Source organism: Paenibacillus sp. J22R67 (assembly GCF_059692175.1).
Genome location: NZ_JCAUAX010000012.1, coordinates 53,500 through 77,407 on the forward strand (window position 1 = coordinate 53,500; position 23,908 = coordinate 77,407).

Below are 23,908 nucleotides of genomic sequence, written 5' to 3' on the forward strand. Positions count from 1 at the left end.
TATGGGTAATATCATCACTCCCTATCTCACGCTGGCAGCAATCCTGTTCTGTATCGGTCTGTACGGCGCCTTGACGAAAAAAAATGGGGTCATCGTGCTATTGTCAATTGAGCTCATGCTCAACGCGGTGAACTTAAATTTGATCGCGTTCTCCAAGCTTGGGGATCATCCAGCGCTGACAGGTCAAATATTCTCGCTCTTCAACATTACGATTGCAGCTGCAGAAGCAGCTGTCGGGATAGCGATTCTTATTACGATTTACCGAAATAAAGGGACAGTAGATGTAACGGATTTGGATTCTATGAAGCGCTAGGAGGCTAACAAGGATATGGTATCGGACTATTCACAGTACGCCTGGCTCATTCCGTTGTTTCCGTTGATTGCTTTTCTAGCGCTTACGGCTATGGGACGTCAATTAAAGGACTTGGGCATTTATATCAGTATTTTTGCGATGTTCGCCTCGTTTATCGTCGCTGTGCTGATATTTGTTGAACGCATCGGCGGCAAAGTTGAGGATTATACGTGGGATAAGCTGAATTGGCTGCAGGTCGGTGATATCACCCTGAATATGGGGTTTGAGGTCAACAATCTGAATGCCTTAATGCTCGTTATCGTCACGTTGGTCTCTCTCCTCGTTAATATTTACTCAAGAGGTTATATGAAAGGCGACGAGCGAATCCATGTGTTCTTTGGGTATATCGCTTTGTTCTCTTTCTCCATGTTAGGCCTGGTCATTTCGGAAAACATGTTAGAACTCTACATTTTCTGGGAGCTTGTTGGGGTATGTTCCTTCCTGCTCGTGGGTTTCTGGTACTTCAAGCCAGAGGCGAAAGCTGCAGCAAAAAAGGCGTTCATTGTTACTCGTATCGGTGACGTGGGTCTGTTCCTTGGCATCCTGCTGCTGTTTTGGTATATGCCGGGTCATGCGCTTGATTTTACATCTATACATAATGCCTTTACTACGGGCAAAATTGACCCGACGATCGTCACTTGGATTGCCGTTCTGATCTTCATCGGGGCAATGGGGAAATCAGGCCAGTTCCCGCTGCACACCTGGTTGCCTGACGCTATGGAAGGTCCGACACCAATCAGTGCGCTGATCCACGCAGCAACAATGGTTGCCGCAGGGGTGTACTTAGTAGCGCGGACGTTTGATATTTTCCATGCTTCGCCGGATGCCTTAATGGTTGTTGCTTATGTGGGGGGCTTTACAGCCATCTTTGCGGCAACCATTGGGATCGCGCAGAATGATATCAAGCGGATTCTCGCTTATTCGACTGTCAGTCAGCTCGGCTATATGATGATGGCGCTCGGCATTGGTGTTTCGTATACGTCTGGGATGTTCCATTTATTCACACATGCGTTCTTCAAAGCATTGCTCTTCTTAGGCGCAGGCAGCGTGATTCACGCCGTGCATACGCAGGATATCAATGAAATGGGCGGTTTATCCCGCAAAATGAAAATAACGACTTGGACATTCGCCATCGGAACATTGGCTCTCTCGGGGATTTTTCCTTTCGCAGGGTTCTGGTCGAAGGATATGATTCTAACAGAAGCGTACGAGCATAATCAGCTGTTGTTCTGGGTTGGTGTAATTGCGGCTTTCTTCACGGCCTTCTATATGTCGCGACTCTTCTTCCTAGTTTTCCTAGGTTCGCCTAGAGGGAAAGCACAAGGTACGCAAGGGCACGACGATCACGCCCATGAGCCGCATGAGTCGCCTTCCACGATGACGATACCGCTTATCATACTGGCTGTACTCGCTGTGGTTGCGGGATTTGTGAATACGCCGTTCAACGAGTGGCTCGGCCACTGGTTAACGGGTCAAGAACATGATGAGAAAGCCAACTGGATCGTCATTATTTTATCCACACTCGCTGGGCTGCTTGGTATTGGCCTAGGCTACTTGATCTACCTGAAACGCACAATTCCGCGAGATGTCATATCTGGTAAACTGCCGTGGTTGTACACGCTGCTTAACCGTAAATATTTCGTGGATGAAATCTATGATGGTATTATCGTCAAGCCACTGCGCGGTCTGGGATGGATTCTTGAACTGATTGATGTGTACATCATTGATGGTATCGTGCGTTTGGTCGCCTTTACTGTCGTCAGTCTTGGGCGTTTGGGCTCCCGTCTTCAAAATGGTCAGATGCAGACCTACGGTGTCATCATGATTCTAGGGATGCTGATCTTGGCGCTCGCCATCGCAGGAAGGAGGTTCATCCATGCCGGCTAATCTACCTATACTCAGTCTAATCGCTTTCTCACCTTTGCTCGGCGTGTTGGTCCTGCTCTTCATTCGAAGTGATCGCGGCCGTTTAATCAAAACGATCGGTATCGTCACGACATTGATTCCGCTATTTTTGGCAGCTTGGCTGTATGTGGATTACAACTTTCAAGGTGATCCGATTCAGTACAAAGAACAGCTCGACTGGATTAAAGTCCCACTTAATCATGAGGGGATTCAACAAATCACATCGTATTTCTTTGAATTCAAATACAGCGTAGCCGTAGATGGAATCTCATTGCCGCTTGTCTTTTTAACCGCTCTTGTGTCGTCCATGGCTGCTCTGGCCTCGGTGTACATCAAGAAACGTTGGAAAACGTACTTTATTTTATTCCTGCTGTTGGAAACCGGTATGTTCGGCGTCTTTATGGCTCAGGACCTGTTCTTGTTCTTCTTGTTCTTCGAAATTACGCTCGTGCCGATGTTCTTCCTGATCGGAATATGGGGGTATATGAACAGAGAGCAGGCGGCTAACCGCTTCCTTCTCTACAATGGACTTGGTTCAGCGATCATGCTGATTGCCTTCCTTATTCTTGTCAGCACGGCTGGCTTCAACCAAGACCCCTCCCAGACAGAGGCAATCATTTACTACAGCGGAGATATTCATACGATTGCGCATAATTTGCTGCAAGATCCGGCCGCTTACGTGAATCAAGAGGGAGCGCCATTTTTCCTAAGCCCAGCCATGAAATGGACCGTGTTCATTATGCTGCTGGTCGCCTTCGGCATTAAGCTGCCGATCTTCCCGTTCCATACGTGGATGTTGAAAGTACATACAGAGGCTCCGCCTGCTGTCGTTATGATTCACTCCGGTATTTTGCTGAAAATGGGAGCGTACGGACTTATTCGCTTCGGCATTCTGTTCTTTCCAGCAGAAGCGAAGCAGTGGGCCTGGATGTTAGCGCTCCTAGGCGTAATCAACATCGTGTACGGCGCTATTCTCGCGATGGTACAAAAAGACTTCAAACTCGTGCTGGCTTACTCGAGTATCAGCCATATGGGCATCGTCCTGCTCGGTCTCGCTGCTTTTAATGTGTCGGGCCTACAGGGAGCCGTGTTCCAATTGATCTCACACGGTTTGATCTCGGCCCTGATGTTCCTGCTCGTCGGCAGCATCTACGAGCGGACGAACACGACCGAGCTCAATCGCTTAGGCGGTCTCGCCTCGTCGGTTCCCTTCATCAGCGGGATTCTGCTGATTGCGGGGATGGCATCGCTCGGATTGCCGGGCTTATCCGGATTCATCAGTGAGTTCCTCGCGTTCCTCGGACTCTTCGAGACACACCGGGTGTACGCGATAGTCGGCACACTGGGGATCATTCTCGCAGCGGTTTATGTGCTGCGCGGGGTGCTGAACATCACGTTTGGCCCTAAGCAGCCAACCTTGGTCCTGCAAGGGATACGCGATGCACGGTTAATCGAGGCGGTGCCAATGATTACCTTGGTGGCGTTCATCCTCTTGCTCGGGGTGTACCCAAGCGTGCTGAGTCAGCCGCTTCAGCAAACGATAGGCAGCTTGGATCAATTGATCCAAAGTGTAGCCGGGAAGATAGGAGGTTAGTCCGGTGGAACAGCTACGACTCCAAGTCTCCGATTTAGTACATCTGCTGCCTGAGCTTTCGCTGGTTGCCACCGCGATCATCCTATCTCTCTTGGATTTGATCCTGCCAAACAGGTTAAGTCGTTCTGTTATTGGATGGTTGACCTTGGTCGGCCTTGTGATTTCTGGTGTATTCGTCTTGTTTCAATTGAATCCGGATGAGGCGATTCAGCTGCTCAATCAGAGCTACAGAGTGGATGATTTCTCCAATATATTGAAATTGTTCACCTTAGTAGGAACTGGCTTCGTCGTTCTGATGAGTCTAAGTTTCGTAAAAGAAGATACGATTCCGCATGTAGGCGAGTACTATTACTTCTATCTCCCTGCAGCGCTGGGCGCCATGATTATGTCTTCTTCCGGAGATTTAATTACGCTATACGTAGGGTTAGAACTGCTTAGCATTACCTCGTACTTGCTTGTAGCGATGAAGAAGAAGGATAGCAAATCCAATGAAGGAGCTTTTAAATACTTAGTGATGGGTGGTATATCTTCTGCCATCATCTTGTATGGTATGTCCTTCTTATATGGCATGGCGGGATCGAGCAATCTTTCGCAGATTGGCGCTGCGCTCCCATCACTTATTGGTTCATATGAGCCGCTGCTCTATGTATCGTTCTTTATGCTGCTTGCTGGGTTCGGCTTCAAAATCGCCGCCGCCCCTTTCCACAGCTGGGCGCCGGACGTTTACCAAGGCGCACCGACGCCAGTGACGGCTTTCTTGGCTGTCGTGTCCAAAGGTGCCGGGTTTGCCATCCTTTTCCGAATCTTCTACGTCTTGTTCGGATTTACGTCTTTCGAGGAATCGAAATTCCAATCGGATGTGTTCCTGGCCATTTCGGTCATGGCTGCAATCGCTATGGTGGCGGGTAATTTCATCGCCCTGAAGCAAACGAACATGAAAAGGCTATTGGCTTACTCGGGAATTGCTAATGCTGGATATTTGCTAGTTCCAATTGCAACGTACTTCTCAGGTGTCCATTACGCGAATTTCTCTGAATTCATTTTCTATCTGATCGCGTACTTGTTCATGAATATCGGCGCTTTTGCTGTATTAATGATTATCGAGCAAGCAGAGGGGCATACCGAGGCCAAAGGCTTCGGAGGTCTGTATTATCGGGCGCCTTTTACAGCTGCTGCGATGGTACTGATTGTGTTGTCCCTAACTGGAATCCCGATTTCCGGCGGATTCTTCGGTAAGCTGTACATCATTCTCGGTACGATGCAAACCCATCAATACTGGCTCGGCTCCCTGATGATCGCGACAAGCGTTGTATCGTTTTACTACTACTTTGGTGTCGTTCGCCAAATGTTCATGCGCAGCGATTACGAGCCGGCCGAGGTGAAAGTGCCCATTACCTTGGGCATAACGGTCTGGTTATGTGCTCTTATTGGCGTAGCGCTAGGCTTTGTGCCGCATCTTGTGCTCAGATGGATTGAATCTATCTTCATGCTAACGAAGGATTTTATCTTGATGTAAATACGATGGAGTCCTCCCCTTGATGGGGAGGGCTTTTTTTGTTTTGCACAGTAGAAATGGCATGTGGTAATTGCCTCCAAATCCCACACAAATCCCACAATTGCATGTACAATAGACAGAAGTGGAAAAGCACCTGAAACTTTTTTCGAAAGTTCTGAACTTTTTGCGAAGAAAAACCGTTATATGTATCGAGAAGACGGGTAATGTGGTATAGATAGATAAGGCAAAAGACCATTAAGAGATAAAGGAACTGTGATTTCATGAAATTCATTCGACACTTATGGCTCATCGTCCTGATGATGCTCGTTGTGGAACTTACAGTGATGGTTACAAAAACAGAAGCAGCTTATCCCGTTTCGACGGATCCCATGAGGGTGAAACAAACCTATCTGGATATGATCCACATCGATCAAGCGTGGGCTGCGGCTGGAGATTCCCGTGCGTCCATTGTAGTGGCTGTGGTTGACACGGGCGTTGATCTTACACATCCTGATTTAGTAGGTAATTTGGTAGATGGCGTGAACTTGCTTCAGCCTTCAAAAAAGCCAATTGACGATAATGGACATGGAACGAATGTGGCTGGCGTCATTGCGGCTTCGATCAATAACGATAAAGGTATTGCAGGTATAGCTCCAATTGCCAAAATCATGCCGATTAAAGCGTTGGAGTCAGATGGAACCGGCGGCGAAGCGAAACTTGGCGAAGGCATCAAGTATGCCGTGGATCATGGAGCGAAGATCGTCGTGCTTTCCCTGGGACTGAATAAGTACTCCGATTACATGGCAGGCGTTGTACAGTATGCCGAGGATCACAATGTAATGTTAGTTGCTGCTGTCGGCAATGAAAGCATGAGTGTGAAATACCCTGCGGCGTATCCAACGGTTTTAGCTGTAGGAGGCGTTACGGCTGATAAACAGGCAGATCCCCGCTCGAATTTTGGGCCAGAGCTGGACCTGGTTGCACCATGGGATGTGTATACCACAGCTCTAGGCGGCGGCTATCAGTATCAAGATGGTAGCTCAATGTCTGCACCACAGGTTGCTGGGGCAGCTGCCTTAGTGTGGAGCAAATTTCCAACGATGAGCGCATATGAAGTGAGATCTCAGCTAGAGCAGACAGCGGAGGATTTAGCAGAAACCGGCTGGGATGCCAAAACAGGATATGGGATGCTGCGTGTAGATATGGCGCTGACGAAGCCTTATAAAGAGGATCGATTTGAGCCAAATGATCGTCAGAATCAAGCAGCCAAGCTGCCAATACATACCTCAGTGAAAGCAGCGCTATCCTCCGCGCTCGATGAGGACTGGTACGCGATTGATGCTGCCTATGACGGATATATTGAGTTATGGTTGCAGAACACCGATAGTGCCGGTATTCGTGCGCGCTTTGATTCGGGGGAAACGTTTATTGCTAATAATGCCTCGGATGGAACTCAGCCTTTTAAGGTGAAAGTGACAAAAGGGCGTACGTATTTGCAACTTCAGTCGGTAGATCGCGAACGGAAAACGGGAATCAATTATAGTTTGCGAACGGATTTTGTCATTTACACGGACCCATTTGAAGATAATGATAAGCAGTACAAAGCATTTGCTCTACCTGAACGCAGCCAAACGATCCACGGAACCTTTCATCAAAAAGGGGATATCGATTGGTTCGTCTTATCTCTGGAGCATTCGGGCTCAATGAGGTTGAAGCTCTCCGTCGATACAGGTCGTATAGATCCGATGATTCTTTTTCAGAAGGAAGGAGAAAAGTCGATATCCATTGATCAAGGCGGCGATGGCGGGATTGAGATCAGCTCGCTAATGGATGTATTTCCGGGGCAATACTATATTCGCGTCAGTAATACGAAGGATTATACGGAACCAATAACAGGTGAGTATACGTTGGAAATCGAATATACGCCTAAGTTGATTGATCCGAATGAACCTAATGATAAGTCGTATCAGGCGACTTTTGCAGCAATGAATTCGGTGTACGAAGGTTTATTTAATAACAATGATGATGTTGATTGGTTCGAATTCCGAATGGGCCAAAATGGTCTGGCGCAAGTGCGGTTGACCAATATCCCGACTTCGAGGACGATGTACGCAACGCTATATGATAGCACATTGAAGGAACAAGGCTTTTACCGAAATGAATATGGTTCTGATCAGCTTTTCGTTGAGAGAACGCTGAATGCAGGCACCTATTATATTAAGCTGCAGGCAAATCAATGGTTCATGAGTCAAATGTACAGGTTAAAAATTGGCAGCTACACGCTAGTAAGCGGTTTTGCTGATATTGAAGGGCACTGGGCTCAAGATGCGATAAGTAAGCTTACGGAGCAAGGCGTGATCAGTGGTTATGGAAACTACCGTTTTGCCCCGAATCAATCGATTACACGTGCAGAGGCGGCGACGGTGTTGACTCGAGCTTTGAAACTGACTAAGCGCAAGGATCTGAAGTTCTCCGACATGGATGCTTCACATTGGGCTTATGAGAATGTAGCCAAAGCGTTGCAAGCAGATATCGTTGCTGGATACCCTAACGGAACATTTGGGCCCGATCGTACGCTTACACGTATGGAGATGACGCAGATGCTTGCCCGCAGCATGAATATGACAGGGAAGAAGCGGGGGAACCCACCTTTTAACGATGTAGATGAGTCTTACTGGGGTTTGGGTATTTTGAAACAAATGTGGGCTGACGGCTGGATCACTGGCTATTCAGATGGCTCCTTCCATCCAGATGAGCAAGCCACACGTGCTGAATTCGTCTCTATGCTAGTGAAAGTAATGAATCGGTAGAACCGAAAAGGAGTGACCTATGGGAGAAACAGATAAATGGAATGAAGCCGCGAAGTATGCTTCGGTAATGAACATGGTCGATATTGTGGTTTACATCCTATGTATCGGCCTCGCGTGGTGGGCGTTGCAAGCGTTCCGCTTTGATGTGCTGCTCAAGAATCCAAAAGGTGCTCAAGCCATTATGCTCCAAATCCTACTTTCTATTGGGCTCGGGCACTTAGTTGCCAGTTTTTTCATCCAGTATTTAGGTCTCTCCATGGGCTTCGGAAAGATGTTTTAATTCCTTTTTTCGAATAATGATTTAAATAGTTGTCAACAATGGATAGTAGAACGGATCAAAAACGGAGATCCTATTCGAACTCTATGTAAGTGTTTCAGAATACCAAAAGAACACAGTTGTAACTATGTGGCTTGTGATGATAAACTTAGGAAATGTGCAAAACCTTGTAATTAAAATAAGTGCGCGGAGGGACCATGATGAGCAAAATTATCGTCCGCGGTGGCCGAAAGTTAGCTGGCAATGTGAAAATCAACGGAGCGAAAAATGCGGTACTGCCGATTATTGCAGCTTCCATTCTGGGGTCGGAAGGTGAAAGCGTCATCTACGATGCGCCTCCCCTTGACGATGTACTAGTCATTAATAAAGTATTGCAAAGCTTAGGTATCGAAGTCGCCTACGACCGACAGGTGATTCGTGTTCGAGCGGAACGCATTGACACATGCGAAGCATCCTATGATTTAGTCCGTAAAATGAGAGCCTCTTTCCTTGTTATGGGGCCATTATTAGCAAGACGGGGGCAAGCGAGAATTTCTCTCCCTGGCGGTTGTGCGATTGGCACGAGGCCGATTGATCAGCATCTCAAAGGCTTTGAAGCGATGGGTGCCGATATTGAATTGGGTCAAGGGTATATTGAAGCTAGAGTGAAAGGGCGTCTGAAGGGTGCCAAAATTTATTTGGATGTAGCCAGCGTTGGGGCAACCGAAAATATTATGATGGCTGCTACGCTTGCTGAAGGCACAACCATCATCGAGAATGCTGCCAAAGAGCCGGAGATTGTCGACTTAGCTAACTATCTGAATGCGATGGGCGCGGTTGTTCGCGGTGCAGGAACAGGCGTTATTCGCATTGAAGGCGTAGAGAAGCTTATTGGGGCCGTACATACGGTTATACCGGATCGTGTAGAAGCGGGAACATATATGATTGCTGCTGCTATTACCGGCAGTGAACTGTACATGGAAAATGCGATTGGGGATCATCTCCGTCCTGTTATTTCCAAAATGCAGGAAATGGGCGTTATCATCGAAGAAGACGAGAACGGCATTCGCGTGTGCGCCTCGGGGCCGCTGCGTGCGGTTGACGTGAAAACGCTGCCGTATCCCGGATTCCCAACCGATATGCAGTCGCAAATGATGGCGCTGCTGATGGTAGCGGATGGCACGAGTCTTGTGACGGAGACGGTGTTCGAGAATCGCTTCATGCACGTGGAAGAATTCGCGAACATGAATGCTCACATTAAAGTGGATGGCCGCACGGCTATCGTTAGCGGCAATGCAAAGCTGCGCGGTGCAAAAGTGTGCGCAACCGACTTGCGTGCTGGAGCAGCGCTGATTTTGGCGGCGCTGGCAGCGGAAGGTGAGACCGAGATTACAGGCGTTCACCATATTGATCGCGGATATGTTGATATTACGGACGTATTGCGTGGGCTTGGTGCCGATATTTATCGGTCGGTGCCGCAACAAGTGGAACAGGAAACGGCAGAGCTGGGGTTTTTCAATATCCAGCCAACGTTAGCGTAGGATGAATAGAAAGAACCGTCGGAGTGGGCTCCGGCGGTTTTTTTGTTTTAAATGGTTGGGGGCGTTCAAGGAACTATAAGCCGTTATTTCCGCGAAAAGGCACGATTTCAAAGGCAAGAGGAACTATGATCCGCTATTTGACTGATATCACCTGAAAAACGCCATATGTAGGACAATTAAGACCCTGTAGTTTCGCTCAGAGAGAAAACAGCTCGTTTTCCTCGAAATAGAGGACTCCAGTTCCGCTAAAATAACAAGGGGGATTTGTGCCAGTTGATTATCTGGCCAAATTCCTCTTTTGCTTCATACTCATATACAAATATTGTAAAAGTTTACTATTGCTTAAATCTCATAAAATAGTATTATCAATTATGTAATTAATCCCATTTTTACACAAATAGAAGAGGAGGATGGTTTAACTAGAACGTTGGAGTCTATTACTCGAACCAAACGGGTAATCCATTAATCGAGCGAGGGAGAGATAATTAATGATGATGAGAAAAAAAGGTTTTATTTCAATGCTTACCTTAATGTTAGTCGCAATGATGATCGTACCTGCATCAGCCCATGGTAACCCAATTAATGCGCCTCAAATTAAGAGGATCCTTACAACAAGATGGGGCCATTCGTTATATTTGAAGGCAGATGCTACTTTATGGGCTTGGGGTGACGGGAACATCGGACAATTGGGTAACGGTTTAGGTACGAGCAGCGCTGTTGCCGTTCAAAACACAGAGCAGCATAGCGTAGCGATTAAAAATGACGGAACGCTATGGGCATGGGGTTACAACAATTTTGGCCAATTGAGAGACGGAACGACGGGTTCGACATATCTAAGCCCCGTTCAGGTAGCGGGTCTAAGTGAGGTAACAGCCGTGTCTACGAGTGCAGCTTTCACAGTGGCACAAAAGTCAGACGGAACGGTATGGGCTTGGGGTCATAACTATTGGCGTGAACTTGGAGACGGCACAAGGACGGACCATTATACGCCTGCTCAAGTCACAGGTCTCTAAATGTAAAGTTGAATAGAACAGAGGCAGTCTCCCTTTGTTCTATTCTAGCAATACCTCTCATAAGCTAAGTCATACCAAAATACCTGCTAGTAAACGCGCTTATGGAGGCTGCTGAGACGATGTTGAAGAAAAAACGTGTTCCTGGCCGCGGGGCCATCCTATGGATGGCTGTTTGTTTGTCTTCTATGCTCTGCGTCATCCTTCTTGTTCCTGGATTGCTAGTCAAGAAGATTCCGGGTGGAGATGACCCACCTCATGGACAGCTAGCGATCGATGGCTCTCATCAGGAGACGGTGACCGCTCAAGGGTTGATGATCCCTGTTTATTTGTCCAAAAAAGATGAGATCGAAACGGTGCCATTGGAGCAGTACGTGAAAGGTGTACTTGCGGCAGAAATGCCAGTAGAATTCGAGCTAGAAGCGCTCAAAGCGCAAGCAATGGCAGCTAGAACGTACGTCGTACGTAGGGTGTTGGAGAAGGACTATAGTAATGTGCCTGTAAATGATGCGCTTGTAACGGATACGACCGCACACCAAGCCTATCTGACCGATCAACAGTTAAGAGAGAAGTGGACGAAAGATACGTATGAGAAGAATATGGCGAAAATCGATAGAGCTGTGAATGAAACGAAAGATATGATTTTGACTTACGAACACAAGCCTATCAATGCTACATTTTTCTCAACAAGCAACGGATATACGGAAAACTCAGAGGATTACTGGCCTTTCATGAGTCCCTATTTGCGCAGTGTGCCAAGCCCATGGGATGTGAAGTTGTCTTCACGCTATCAAGAAACCGTAGATATCACTTACAAGAATATGCTGCAGAAGCTAGGCGTTACGAGTATAGCGACCACAGGTACTGGAACGAAGAGTATGAAAGTACTAGAGTGGTCAACGGGACATCGGATCAAGAAGATGACTATTGGAGGAAAAACATTCTCTGGTCGCGAAGTAAGAGAGAAGCTAGGGTTAGCATCCTCCCAGTTCGCATGGAAATGGTCCGGCTCCAAAATTACGTTTACGACCTATGGATACGGTCATGGCGTTGGCTTAAGCCAATGGGGCGCTAACGGAATGGCCAAGGAGGGCAAGACTGCAGCGCAAATCGTAACCTACTATTACACAGGTATATCTATTGAAAAAGCGACGCCTTTTATCCAAAAATCTTAGTTAGCAATGTTTCTATAAAAATATCTTTCTTCAAGTATAAAACCTTTAAATGTGTCAAGAATGGTTGATGAGGTGATTAACCATGAGTGATCAAAACAAAGGTTTTCAAAAAGAAGAAGCTCCTAAAACTGTTCAAGGGGCACAAGGAAGTCCATCCGCATGGAAGAGGTTGCTTGCTAAGAAATGGGTATTCCCAGCAACGTATGTAGCAGCAGCGGCAATTATCTTAACCTTAATGTGGGTGTACCAGGACACAGGTACAAAAACAGTCAGCCAAGACGATCTGGGCATTAAGGTAAGCAGCGACGATCAAGCACCTGACAATTCCAAAGATGGGGCGCTTGCCGTTAACGCACCTGCAGAAGCTATGCAATGGCCTGTGAAAGATAGAGCGGCTCTAGACGTATCCATCCCGTTCTATGACACCAATGCAACCAATGAAGTCAAACAGGCGGCAATGATTCAGTATAACGATCAATTGACGCCGCATACCGCAATCGATTTGAAAGCCAAAGATGGCGCTGCGTTTGATGTATTGGCCGCTTTGAGTGGTAAAGTTACGGCAGTTGAGCAGAATCCGGTTGTCGGTAGTCTTGTCGAAATTACACACAGCAATGGCTTGATCAGCGTGTACCAAAGCTTAGCTGAGGTCAAAGTAACTAAAGGCGCTGAAGTGAAAAAAGGCGACGTCATCGCAAAAGCGGGACGTAATGAGTTCGAGAAGGAAGACGGCGTGCACCTGCACTTTGAAGTGCGTCAAGTTAGCGATAATGCCGCTCTGAACCCAGAAACGATTTTAAACGCTAAACAGTAATCGGTACAAATGAAAAGGCAAGCAGGTGGCTTCGTCACCAATCAGCCTACATAGAATGAGGGCAGCGGGTATATCCTGCTGCTTTTTTGCTTTGAAGTCTGGGGTAATTACTCCATGGCTTGCCCTCCATCACATACACAGCAGACTTGTCCATGCCAAAAAAGACCGCATAAGCCCTTATTTCCTGATTTTTTTGAAAATAAATATGGGAAATGGGCCTGTCAGGCTTGGTTACGTAGAATATCTAGTCATGCCCCTCATATACTTTACCAAACTATCTCGAGTAGGGAGGCGAGGGGAGTGCACGATTACATCAAAGAGCGAACCATTAAGATTGGTACCTGTATCGTCGAGACCAAGAATACGGTTCGCACCATTGCGAAGGAATTCGGTGTTTCCAAGAGCACGGTGCATAAGGATTTGACGGAAAGACTGCCGGAAATCAACCCGGACCTGGCCAACCAGGTGAAGCACATTTTGGAGTATCACAAGTCCATTAGACATCTAAGGGGAGGAGAAGCGACGAAAATCAAGTATCGAAAGACGCGAAACCCGAAGCACTCCGAGAACTTAGTCACGGTCAAATCCTAAAAATACCTACATCCCGTCGGTTTCCTGGAACTGGACATGTCGAAATTTCACGGAAAAAGAGGAATTAATGCATTTGCAGCGAATTTAGCTTATAATTAGAACTATCTATAAGAGCGCCGATTCTTCACGGGATGGACGGTAGATTTAGGGAGGATTAACTTGAAATGTTAAGCAAGGATATTGGGATAGATCTCGGCACGGCTAATGTGCTCATTCATGTGAAAGGACGCGGCGTTGTGCTCGATGAGCCTTCTGTAGTAGCGATTGAAAGCGATACGAAACGCGTGCTTGCTGTAGGAGAAGAAGCTTTCCGCATGGTGGGTAGGACTCCTGGCAACATTATCGCGATTCGTCCATTGAAAGATGGTGTTATCGCAGACTTTGATATTACAGAAATGATGTTAAAGCATTTTATTGCAAAAGTAGGGGGCAAGAACTGGTATTCGCATCCGCGCATCTTGATTTGCGCCCCTACCAACATCACCTCGGTTGAGCAGAAAGCGATTCGCGAAGCGGCTGAGCGCAGTGGTGCCCGAGAGGTATTCATGGAAGAAGAACCGAAGGCAGCTGCAATTGGCGCCGGTATGGATATTTTCCAACCTAGCGGCAACATGGTTGTTGATATTGGCGGAGGGACGACGGATGTAGCCGTGTTATCCATGGGTGACATCGTCACCTCCTCCTCCATCAAAATCGCTGGCGACAAGTTCGATATTGCGATCACGAAGTATATCAAAAATAAGTACAAGCTGCTGATTGGTGAGCGGACAAGCGAAGATATTAAGTTGAAAATCGGAACGGTATATCCACACGGCAGAGATCAAGAGATGGATATTCGCGGTAGAGATATGGTATCCGGATTGCCGCTTACGATTACGATTCATTCGAGTGAGGTCCAGGAAGCCCTATGGGATCCGGTTTCATCGATCGTAACGGCTGCGAAGAGTGTTCTGGAGCGTACGCCACCTGAACTTTCCGCAGACATCATTGATCGTGGCGTTATTCTGACAGGCGGCGGGGCTTTGCTGCACGGCCTGGATCAGTTGTTAGCAGACGAGCTGAAGGTTCCGGTTTTAATTGCGGAAGATCCAATGTCTTGCGTAGTTAAAGGAACAGGGATTATGCTCGATAATTTAGATAAAGTTTCGAAACGTAAATTTAACTAGTCAGTTTATCCAAGAGGTGAAGAGATGCTAAGAGGACTGTATACCGCGGCGGCAGGAATGATCTCCGAGCAGCGCAGACACGATACCATTACGAACAATATTGCTAATATTAATTCCCCGGGCTTTAAACAAGGTAATGCCTTGTCACGCTCGTTCCCGGAGATGCTAATTTCTACAATTCGCGGTGGACAAGGCGCATCGTCGGCACCGCTTGGGAAGATGAGTCTCGGTGTGTTTTCGGAGGAGAGTATTTCCGTTCACGCACAAGGTGACCTGCAGGAAACGCAAAATCCTTTTGATTTTGCCCTCGTGTCGAACATTCAATTGCCAGGTATAGCTTTTGACGCTTCGGGGAAATACGTGAATGCGGACGGCGAGCGCACGTTTCAGCCGCAAGCACTATTCACCGTGATGAATGCGGATGGAGAGCCCCGGTATTCCTTGAATGGTAAATTCACCGTAGATTCGACAGGGCAGCTTGTGAACGCCAATGGTAATCAAGTGCTGGGCCGTGATGGACAACCTTTGCTGCTTGTTGATGGAGCGGGTCAGCCTGTTCGATCCTTTAAGGTGACAGACAAAGGGGAGTTCCTTGACGGTAATGGTCAACCGCTGTTGAATCAAGCTGGACAACCTGTAGGATTAATGCTTTCGCGTGCAGAGAATCCGAATCTGCTGCTGCGTGAAGGGAATGGTTTGTTACGGATTAATCCCGGCGACGAAGCGACGGTTACACAGGTTGCCGCCAATGATCAAGTCGAGGTTCGCCAAGGCTTTATCGAACGCTCCAACGTGGATTCTGCGCAGTCTATGGTCGATATGATGTCGGCACTCCGCGCATATGAAGCCAATCAGAAAGTCATTCAATCGTATGATAAAAGTATGGACAAGGCAGCGAACGAAGTAGGACGCGTCTAATCTAGCTTGCGAAGGAGCCACACATGAACAATTCCATGATTAACTCATCGGTATCCATGCACAGCTTACAGCAAAAGCTGGATATCTTGTCTAATAACATAGCAAACATCAATACAAACGGTTTTAAGAAAAAGGATGCCTCTTTTGAGGATGTTCTGACCAATGTGCAGTCACAGCCGGAAGGGTTCCGTCAGCAAGGCAGGTTCTCACCCCTTGGCTTCAACCAAGGGTGGGGTTCAAAGCTGGTGCAAATCCAAACGAACCTGAAGCAAGGACCTATTCAGTCAACGGGCAGTATTTCGGATTTTGCGATTCAGGGAGACGGGTTGTTTGAAGTATCTCTTAGCAAGGTTGATGGAAACGGAAACCAGGTGTTCGAACCTGCATGGACGCGTAATGGTGCTTTCAATTTAACGCCTGATGCTAATGGCGATACGGTGCTTACCACCAAAGAGGGCCATTTTGTTACAGGTGCAGACGGCAATCCAATTCGTGTACCTGCTGGCTTCAGACCTGTCGTTCAACCGGACGGTATCATCAATGGATACAGCGAGCAAGATCCGAATGCGGAGCCACTTAATCTTGGACAGATCAAGCTGGTTCGCGTTGTGCGCCCACAATTGCTCCAAGATGTTGGGGACAACCTGTACGCACTTCCTGCGGGAATTACGGCAGCCGAGAAGGCGAACATTTTGCAAAATGTGAACCCAGGGCTGGATACAACCAATAATCGGGTAACTTTGATGCAGGGGTTTCTGGAGCAATCCAACGTGACGCTTTCCGACGAAATGACGGATCTTGTGATGGTGCAAAGAGCACTTCAACTCAATTCCCGGGCGATTACATCTTCCGATCAGATGATGAGTATCGCGAATAGTTTGCGCGCCTGATCGTAGAAAGGGAGGGATAGGGCTCGATGTCTGACAAGCCTAACAAGCCTACTCCAAAGAAAAAAGCACCAAGGCCGAAATGGCTTAACATCATATGGCTTATTTTCAAAATCATACGTATTCCCGTTCTTTGCGTGCTAGCCGTTTATATCGGACTATGGATTGGATACTCCAAGCTGGGCCATCAGCCGTCAGCAGAAATCCTCCATATAAGCACTTGGCGGCATTTATACGATCTGGTATTTGCGAATTAATTCAAACTCCCTTATTGGGAGTTTTATTTTTGTGTAAGCAAATGTATAATGAATGAAGGCTAATCGTCAGATACCAGATAAAAGGAGCAGGAGGGGTACTTTGAATATTCCGAACATGCTCACCATAAGCAGGTTTGTTCTTATCCCTGTGTACCTTATCATTTTTTTCGGCGGCCATATCCAGATAGCCTTCCTGATCTTGCTCGCAGCAGGGCTTACTGATATCTTAGACGGTTATATTGCTAGAACTCGAGGTTTAGTTACACCTGTTGGTGTTATGCTGGACCCCCTTGCGGATAAGTGCATGATGATTGCGGTCATCCTATCTCTGCTTATTACAGAGATGATACCATGGCAGGCGGCGGCAGCCATTTTTATTCGTGATCTGGGTATGATCATGGGCTCTGCTTTTGTTCACTTCAGGGGTAAATTAACCGTTCCCGCCAATGTGATGGGGAAATTAACGACAGTACTTTACTATCTCGCCATTCTCTTCATTGTTTTTCATTTAGACTTCGCCATTACGTACTTGTGGTTCGTGATCGGTGTTTCCTTCTTAACTTCCTTCATTTATATTTTTCAATTCTTGCTTTTAAACCGGAGGGCCAAAGCCAAATAGACCTATAACGTAAAAAGAGCCTATGTAAGGGCTGTGCACACACCTCTTTACATAAGCTCCCCCTATATGAACCTTCACTTCTGCAGTTAATGAAGGGACACCAGTATTGTAAGTGATTACCTTGTATTTTATACAAGAAAGTTGAAAGGAGTATTACCCGTTATGTTAGATATTAATCAGATTCAAGAAATAATTCCACATCGCCCGCCTTTTCTGCTCGTTGATCGCATTTTGGAAGTCGAGCAAGGCGTGAAGGCGGTAGGGATTAAGAATGTAACAATCAATGAACCGTTTTTTGCAGGACATTTCCCAGGGTATCCGGTTATGCCGGGTGTGCTGATTATTGAAGCTTTGGCACAAGTAGGCGCTGTAGCCGTCCTCTCCATGCCTGAGTATAAAGGTAAAATTGGTTTATTCGCTGGTGCAGATGGGATTCGCTGGCGTCAACAGGTGGTGCCTGGCGACACACTGACATTAGAAATGACGATTACACGTGTAAAAGGAACGATTGTCAAAGGCAAAGCTGTGGCAAAAGTAGGCGAGAAAGTGGTAGTCGAAGGTGAACTTATGTTCGCCCTTGCTAATAAATAACCCCATAGATAAAAAGGAGATGAACCTGACTACTATGACGCGCGTACAAACAGAGTATCAATTATGGCTGAACGATCCAGCAGTGGATGCAGAAACGAAAAAGGAACTACTTGCAATTCGGGAAGATGAGAAAGAAATTGAGGATCGCTTTTACAAAGATCTCGAATTTGGTACAGGTGGGCTTCGCGGCGTGATTGGCGCTGGAACGAACCGCATCAATGTATACACCGTTGGTCGTGCAAGCCAAGGTCTTGCACAGTATGTGAATAGCACAGGCGTACAAAGCCCTTCTATTGTACTGGCTTACGATTCACGTCATATGTCGCCGGAGTTCGCTTTAGAGGCTGCCCTAGTCTTCGCAGGAAACGGTGTTAAGGCTTATTTATTCAAGACTTTGCATGCTACACCACAGCTGTCTTTTGCCGTGAGATACTTGGGTGCGACAGCGGGCGTTGTCGTGACAGCAAGTCATAATCCACCTGAATATAATGGATACAAAGTATATGGTGCAGACGGTGGACAACTCGTCCCTCAGTTTGCGGAGCAAGTGATCGCCGAAGTGCAGAGCATCGACTCTTTTGATAAAGTGAAGAAACTGAGTCAAGAAGAGGCAGAAGCGCAAGGTCTTCTTACATGGCTTGGCGAAGATGTTGATCAAGCATACATAAAGGCAGTAACCGCGATTAGTCAGAATCCGGATGTGATCAAGGAAATTAGCGATGATTTCCGCGTCATCTTCACGCCGCTGCATGGAGCGGGTAATGTACCGGTCAGAGCGGTATTGGAAACTCTCGGCTTTGGACAAGTCCGTGTTGTTGCTGAGCAGGAACTGCCGGATGCGCAGTTCTCAACAGTCAAGTCTCCGAATCCGGAAGAACGCGAAGCGTTCACACTCGCTATCGCACAAGCCAAAGAATGGAATGCTGATATCATTATCGGGACTGACCCGGATGCAGACCGTATGGGCGCTGTGGTGAAGGATCAAAACGGGGAGTATTTTGTTCTAACAGGCAACCAGTCGGGAGCCATTATTGTTAATTATTTATTATCAAGCTTGAAAGAACGTGGAACACTTCCAACCAACGGTGTAGTTGTCAAAACGATCGTAACAAGCGAAATGGGTGCGGTAATCGCAGATCATTATGGGATTCCAACGTTAAATACGCTAACCGGTTTTAAATATATCGGGGAAAAAATGACCCAATTCGAGCAAACGGGTGAGCATACCTTCCTATTTGGCTACGAAGAGAGTTATGGTTATTTGGCTGGGGACTATGCCCGAGATAAAGATGCCGTTATTGCAGCTATGCTTATCGCAGAAGCGGCAGCTTATTATAAGAAGCAAGGCAAGACATTATATGAGGTCCTGCAAGGACTGTACGAATCCTTTGGTTACTTTTTGGAAAAACTGGAATCAAGGACGCTCAAAGGGAAAGACGGCGTAGAGCAAATTGGACGCATGGTAGAAGCATGGAGAACGAATCCTCCAACAGAAATTGCAGGTACACCGGTAACGGCTATGGAAGATTATGCTAAAGGTGTAAATGGGCTTCCGCTCGAGAATGTGCTGAAATTCAAGCTGGAGGATGGTTCCTGGTTCTGCTTGCGCCCGTCGGGTACTGAACCCAAAATTAAGTTCTATTTTGCGGTAAAAGGATCATCAGGTGCAGAAGCCGCAGACCAGCTGGATCGCATCATTCAAAATGTGCTTAGCCGTGTAGACGGATAATGAAATAGGGTCAATTGAACCTCTTCAGAACCTAAGTCAGGGATAGGACGTCTAATGAATAGATGGAATAAATCCGTATTCATTTGGCCTATTTACTCGAGTTTAGGAGCTGAAGGGGTTTTCGAATGTATATGGGACTAGAAAGTAAATGCTCTAAGGAGTGGACAATTGGTGAATTGGTATAAAACATGGAATAACCCGCTCAAAAATGTATTGTGGTGGCTTGTCATTATTGGCATGTTAGGCTCGCTTCCGCTAGCTTACACGCGGCACCTAACGGAAACTTCGACGAAGAACGTCGAGTTTGTTTTTGACTATCGTGACTTATTAGATATTGCGGATTTGCAAACAAACCCGCAGAGTTTCGTCACGCAGCAGTTGAAGAATATGAAGGCCGCTGGCATTGGATCAATGGCCGTGTATGAAAGTACGCTGGGCGAGTTCAAAGAAAGCCGTCACATTGAGTTGTTTAACTCAAGGGACGCAGCTGCGCTTACCCAAACCTTCGGTGATCCTAACGAGAACTTTACCTATGTGTTGTTCAAGGACAGTGCGACTCAGCAAAAACTAGAGCCATTAATTCAGAAAACATTTGCTGACCTAAACGTTGGCATTAAACCATGGAGCTTCAAAAATCGTAACGGGCTCATTATTCAAATGAGCATGGACGATGCTTCAATTAAAGGGATGGACCCTGACCCGATTACACTGCAAATGTTGAAGGAGCAAGGCTTTCAAATCGTAGTGCGTCTATCTAATCGCCGACCTTTCGTCACGAATGAAATGGATCGCCTCTTGAAGCAGCTGCATGATATCGGTGTGAAAAGAATCATAGTCGATGGCAATGAAGTTCCGGGTTATACAGAGGAAGACACAGAAGTCAGTCTTAATAAAATGGCGGATCTACTGAACAAAAATGGCATCGGTTTAGCCGCTATCGAATTACTGAAAGAGCCTCAAAAAGGTTTTAGCACACTAGCGAAACAGACGAACTATAATGTCGTCAGACTGCATTCCTTCACGGAGAAGGATGGAGAGAAACTGACGGAGCCGCTCAAAAAGGCTGAGCTGGAAGACCGCATTCAAGGCGTTGCGGATCGTTTCGTACTTGCAGTGAAAGATCGCAATATCCGTATGGTTTTCTTGAACGGTAAGCCGCTTAAGAGCCTTGATAAAGGTAAATTAGTAGACCCTCTTTCCGCTTTTTATGAAAGTTTGCAAGGGAAAGACGGGGCGATTCCGCGCATTGAGAAGGCTGGCTTTACGCTTGGTTTAGCGCAGACATTCGATGTGCACACGACGGGATGGCAAAAAGTTGCGAGCGCCTTTATGTTGATTGGTGGTTTAAGCATCATCGTGCTTATGATTTCTTTCTTCATTCCAGAAGCTACACTCGTATTTTTTGTGCTCGGTCTACTCGGTTTGGTTGGTCTACATACCTTGTCCGCTAATTTATACGCACAGGGACTTGCCTTGGCATCAGCGATTTCTGCTCCGAGCATTGCGATTATGCTGGCGATTCGAACGGTCCGTTCGGGAGCTGCGGCGAAGTGGAAATCAGGACTTGCGTTTGCATGTTGGACACTTATCAAAACATCGGCAATTTCACTTATTGGTGTTGTCTATGAGGTTGCGCTCCTCAATCACATTACGTATTCGCTGGTTCTGCAGCAGTTCCGCGGTGTAGGTGCGCTGCATTTGTTGCCTATCGCAATCGCAGGTGTGTACTTGCTGTTCTTTAGCGAGAATAACACCTATAGTGATAAAATCATGCATATTCGCCGTATCCTTACCTCTTTTATCAGCGTGTTGTGGATCGTCGTTGCCGGGATTGGTCTGGCTGCTGTCTTCTACTACTTATCCCGCACGGGTAACGAAGGACAAGCTTCAACGGTGGAGAAATTATTCCGTTCGTTCTTGGAGAACACACTCGGCGTACGTCCGCGTACGAAAGAGTTCTTAGTAGCTCATCCTCTTTTTGTTCTCGGTGCATACTTATCTATACGATATAGACATGCTGTATACTTGATTTTCATTGGTGTAATTGGGCAGCTTTCCATTGTTGATACATTCGCTCATTTGCACACACCGCTCCATATTTCTCTCATCCGTATATCCTACGGAATCGTATTTGGTGCCATCATTGGCCTCGTTCTAATTGCAGCTTGGGAAATCATCACAAGGAGTTGGAAACGATGGGTGCCAAAGTTGTCAAAATAGCGCTATCCGGCTACTATGGTTTCGATAATAGCGGAGATGAGGCTGTGCTTCAATCTATTTTGTTCGCTTTGGAGGAGCAAGGCAGAGAGCAGGGTATTCGCATTGAACCGATCGTGCTTTCCGCGAATCCAGAGAAAACGTCAGCGATGTACGGCGTCCAATCTTATCACCGTATGAAACCAGGTCCACTTCTCCGCGCACTACGGGAAGCGGATGGCTTGATCAGCGGCGGTGGCAGCTTATTGCAGGATGCTACAAGCTCCAAGACTATTCCGTATTACTTAGCCGTTTTGAAAATCGCACAGTGGCTCGGTAAGCCTACGTTTATTTACTCCCAAGGGATCGGCCCGGTGAACCGCCGGATGTTCGATGGCTGGATCCGCGGCGTGTTCAAGCGCAGCGCTTATATCTCCGTCCGCGATGCGGAATCCGCGGCATTGCTTGCGACGATGCGCCTCCCGCGGGAGCGCATCGCCGTCGTGCCCGACCCGGTCATGGGCCTGCCGCTTCGCGGCGAGGCTGGGACCAGCGGGTCGGCTGGCACAGGCTTGCGGACGGTGGGCGTGTCAGTCCGCTTCTGGAACGAGGACCGCTCGGAGCTGGAAGCTCTCTCGCGGTCCTTGGCAAAGCTGCTCGCCGCTGATAGCAGTGTGCGGCTGCGGTTCTTGCCCTTCCACCTCCCTTCGGACGAGGTGGCCTCGCAGTTCGTGATCGACCGTTTGGGCGATTACGGCTCTAGGGCTGAGATGGGGCCGGGCATCGTCCATCCGCAGGATATGCTCGCGCAGGTCGCGGGATGCGACCTGCTGATCGGGATGAGGCTGCATTCTTTGATCTATGCAGCCTCGCAGTATGTGCCTATGGTGGGCATCTCGTACGATCCGAAGATCGACCAGTTCCTCCATAGGCTCGGCATGAAAGCTGCAGCATCGACGTCTCGTTTCGATGCGGATGCATTGGCTCAGGAGGCGCAGAGTCTCCTGGATGGCCGAGAAGCTTGGGCGGCGTCCAAGCGCGCCGCTATTGAAGAGCTTAAAGCGCAGGCGCAATTTCCTGCGAAAAGCATCATCTCCTTTTTTAATAAATAAAAAAAATTCAACCAAAACGTGAAAGCCAACGTCACATAAAGGAAGAGATATCTATGAGCTCAACATCAACAATGACACCAGGCGGAGTTGTGTCTGCCCAAGCTATACCGAAAGTTCGTATATACGGGGTTCCTGTCTCCAAAATGGGCATGGACCAAACGGTTGCCTACTTAGCGAAGGCGATTGAACAAAGACAGCCTCACCAAATCATAACGGCCAACCCGATTATGGTTATGTCAGCGCTGGATGATCCAGCTTATATGAGCATGATGCAGCAAGCCGAACTTATCGTTCCGGATGGAACAGGTGTAGTATGGGCCGCCAATTATGTCGGAGAGCCTGTCGCAGAACGGGTCCCTGGGTACGATTTGCTGAATGAGCTGATGAAAGTTGGAGAGTTAAAGGGCTGGAAAGTCTATCTGTTGGGTGCTTCTAATGAAGTGATCCAAGCGGCAGCTGACAAACTACGGATGAATTATCCCGGAATTAAGCTAGTTGGCGTGCGTGACGGTTACTTTACTGATGCGCAGGATGCCGAAGTGATTCAATCCATTGTTGATGCTGCACCGGACCTTCTATTTGTAGGCAGATCGGCAGCAAATCAGGAGCCTTGGATCGGCAAATACAAAGGGCAGCTCGGTGTTCCTGTTATGATGGGAGTCGGGGGAAGTTTTGATGTTCTTTCGGGCAAGCTAAAAAGAGCACCGGTTGTATTCCGAAAACTACGTCTTGAATGGTTCTACCGCCTGTTACAGGAGCCGTGGCGCTACAAAAGAATGTTATTACTCCCCAAATTCGCGATGAAAGTGATGCGTGACAAAGAAAAAGTCACAAAACCATGAAAATTTTTATGAAAATTGGCTGAAAACGGTCATTTCAGACAAATTTAG

The 23,908-nt window shown here is 47.3% G+C and carries 21 protein-coding genes; all 21 read left to right on the forward strand.

Features of this window, described 5'->3' with window-relative positions:
* The first annotated feature begins 1 nt into the window (after position 1).
* Complete coding sequence (gene nuoK / locus AC58VC_RS31590) at positions 2–313, forward strand: NADH-quinone oxidoreductase subunit NuoK (RefSeq protein WP_145668556.1); 312 nt, start codon at positions 2–4, stop codon at positions 311–313.
* Between the two features lie 15 nt (positions 314–328).
* Positions 329–2,239: an NADH-quinone oxidoreductase subunit L gene (gene nuoL, locus AC58VC_RS31595; RefSeq protein ID WP_497374820.1), complete on the forward strand. Its 1,911-nt coding sequence runs from the start codon at positions 329–331 to the stop codon at positions 2,237–2,239.
* A complete protein-coding gene (locus AC58VC_RS31600) occupies positions 2,229–3,851 on the forward strand; it encodes a complex I subunit 4 family protein (protein WP_497374822.1) in 1,623 nt (540 codons plus the stop codon). Before nuoL ends, AC58VC_RS31600 begins: the two co-directional genes overlap by 11 nt.
* 4 nt (positions 3,852–3,855) lie before the next feature.
* Positions 3,856–5,367 carry an NADH-quinone oxidoreductase subunit N gene (locus AC58VC_RS31605; RefSeq protein WP_497374824.1) on the forward strand — a complete coding sequence of 504 codons (1,512 nt, stop codon included), beginning with the start codon at positions 3,856–3,858 and terminating at the stop codon, positions 5,365–5,367.
* Between the two features lie 260 nt (positions 5,368–5,627).
* A complete protein-coding gene (locus AC58VC_RS31610; protein WP_497374826.1) occupies positions 5,628–8,156 on the forward strand; it encodes a S8 family peptidase in 2,529 nt (842 codons plus the stop codon).
* Positions 8,157–8,175: 19 nt separating this feature from the next.
* The gene (locus AC58VC_RS31615) at positions 8,176–8,436 is read left to right on the forward strand and encodes a DUF1146 family protein (RefSeq protein ID WP_235959324.1); all 261 of its coding nucleotides are present in this window, start codon (positions 8,176–8,178) and stop codon (positions 8,434–8,436) included.
* A gap of 197 nt (positions 8,437–8,633) precedes the next feature.
* Complete coding sequence (gene murA, locus AC58VC_RS31620) at positions 8,634–9,953, forward strand: UDP-N-acetylglucosamine 1-carboxyvinyltransferase (RefSeq protein ID WP_497374828.1); 1,320 nt, start codon at positions 8,634–8,636, stop codon at positions 9,951–9,953.
* 488 nt (positions 9,954–10,441) lie between these two features.
* Positions 10,442–10,966 (forward strand): RCC1 domain-containing protein, encoded by a 525-nt coding sequence (locus AC58VC_RS31625; RefSeq protein ID WP_497374830.1) that lies wholly within the window; start codon positions 10,442–10,444, stop codon positions 10,964–10,966.
* A 119-nt stretch (positions 10,967–11,085) separates the two neighbouring features.
* Complete coding sequence (gene spoIID, locus AC58VC_RS31630; RefSeq protein WP_497374832.1) at positions 11,086–12,138, forward strand: stage II sporulation protein D; 1,053 nt, start codon at positions 11,086–11,088, stop codon at positions 12,136–12,138.
* A gap of 82 nt (positions 12,139–12,220) precedes the next feature.
* A complete protein-coding gene (locus AC58VC_RS31635) occupies positions 12,221–12,952 on the forward strand; it encodes a peptidoglycan DD-metalloendopeptidase family protein (RefSeq protein WP_497374834.1) in 732 nt (243 codons plus the stop codon).
* Positions 12,953–13,252: 300 nt separating this feature from the next.
* Positions 13,253–13,543 carry a sporulation transcriptional regulator SpoIIID gene (spoIIID, locus tag AC58VC_RS31640; protein WP_029195640.1) on the forward strand — a complete coding sequence of 97 codons (291 nt, stop codon included), beginning with the start codon at positions 13,253–13,255 and terminating at the stop codon, positions 13,541–13,543.
* A gap of 164 nt (positions 13,544–13,707) precedes the next feature.
* Entirely contained in the window at positions 13,708–14,709 is a 1,002-nt protein-coding gene (locus AC58VC_RS31645) for a rod shape-determining protein (RefSeq protein ID WP_079417018.1), read from the forward strand.
* A 24-nt stretch (positions 14,710–14,733) separates the two neighbouring features.
* Positions 14,734–15,627 (forward strand): flagellar hook-basal body protein, encoded by an 894-nt coding sequence (locus AC58VC_RS31650; RefSeq protein WP_497374837.1) that lies wholly within the window; start codon positions 14,734–14,736, stop codon positions 15,625–15,627.
* A gap of 23 nt (positions 15,628–15,650) precedes the next feature.
* A complete protein-coding gene (locus tag AC58VC_RS31655) occupies positions 15,651–16,517 on the forward strand; it encodes a flagellar hook-basal body protein (protein ID WP_497374839.1) in 867 nt (288 codons plus the stop codon).
* Positions 16,518–16,543: 26 nt separating this feature from the next.
* On the forward strand, positions 16,544–16,771 hold the full coding sequence (locus AC58VC_RS31660) for a DNA-directed RNA polymerase subunit beta (protein WP_497374841.1): 228 nt from the start codon (positions 16,544–16,546) through the stop codon (positions 16,769–16,771).
* Positions 16,772–16,871: 100 nt separating this feature from the next.
* Positions 16,872–17,390, forward strand: a complete 519-nt coding sequence (locus tag AC58VC_RS31665) for a CDP-alcohol phosphatidyltransferase family protein (protein WP_235959327.1) — start codon at positions 16,872–16,874, stop codon at positions 17,388–17,390.
* A 162-nt stretch (positions 17,391–17,552) separates the two neighbouring features.
* Positions 17,553–17,981, forward strand: coding sequence for a 3-hydroxyacyl-ACP dehydratase FabZ (fabZ, locus tag AC58VC_RS31670; RefSeq protein ID WP_161406587.1), 429 nt, complete (start codon positions 17,553–17,555; stop codon positions 17,979–17,981).
* A gap of 34 nt (positions 17,982–18,015) precedes the next feature.
* A complete protein-coding gene (locus AC58VC_RS31675) occupies positions 18,016–19,710 on the forward strand; it encodes a phospho-sugar mutase (protein WP_497374843.1) in 1,695 nt (564 codons plus the stop codon).
* 171 nt (positions 19,711–19,881) lie between these two features.
* Positions 19,882–21,930: a DUF5693 family protein gene (locus AC58VC_RS31680; protein ID WP_497374845.1), complete on the forward strand. Its 2,049-nt coding sequence runs from the start codon at positions 19,882–19,884 to the stop codon at positions 21,928–21,930.
* Positions 21,906–23,018 carry a polysaccharide pyruvyl transferase CsaB gene (csaB, locus tag AC58VC_RS31685; protein ID WP_497374847.1) on the forward strand — a complete coding sequence of 371 codons (1,113 nt, stop codon included), beginning with the start codon at positions 21,906–21,908 and terminating at the stop codon, positions 23,016–23,018. Before AC58VC_RS31680 ends, csaB begins: the two co-directional genes overlap by 25 nt.
* Before the next feature lie 53 nt (positions 23,019–23,071).
* Positions 23,072–23,860 (forward strand): WecB/TagA/CpsF family glycosyltransferase, encoded by a 789-nt coding sequence (locus AC58VC_RS31690; RefSeq protein ID WP_497374849.1) that lies wholly within the window; start codon positions 23,072–23,074, stop codon positions 23,858–23,860.
* Positions 23,861–23,908 lie beyond the last annotated feature (48 nt).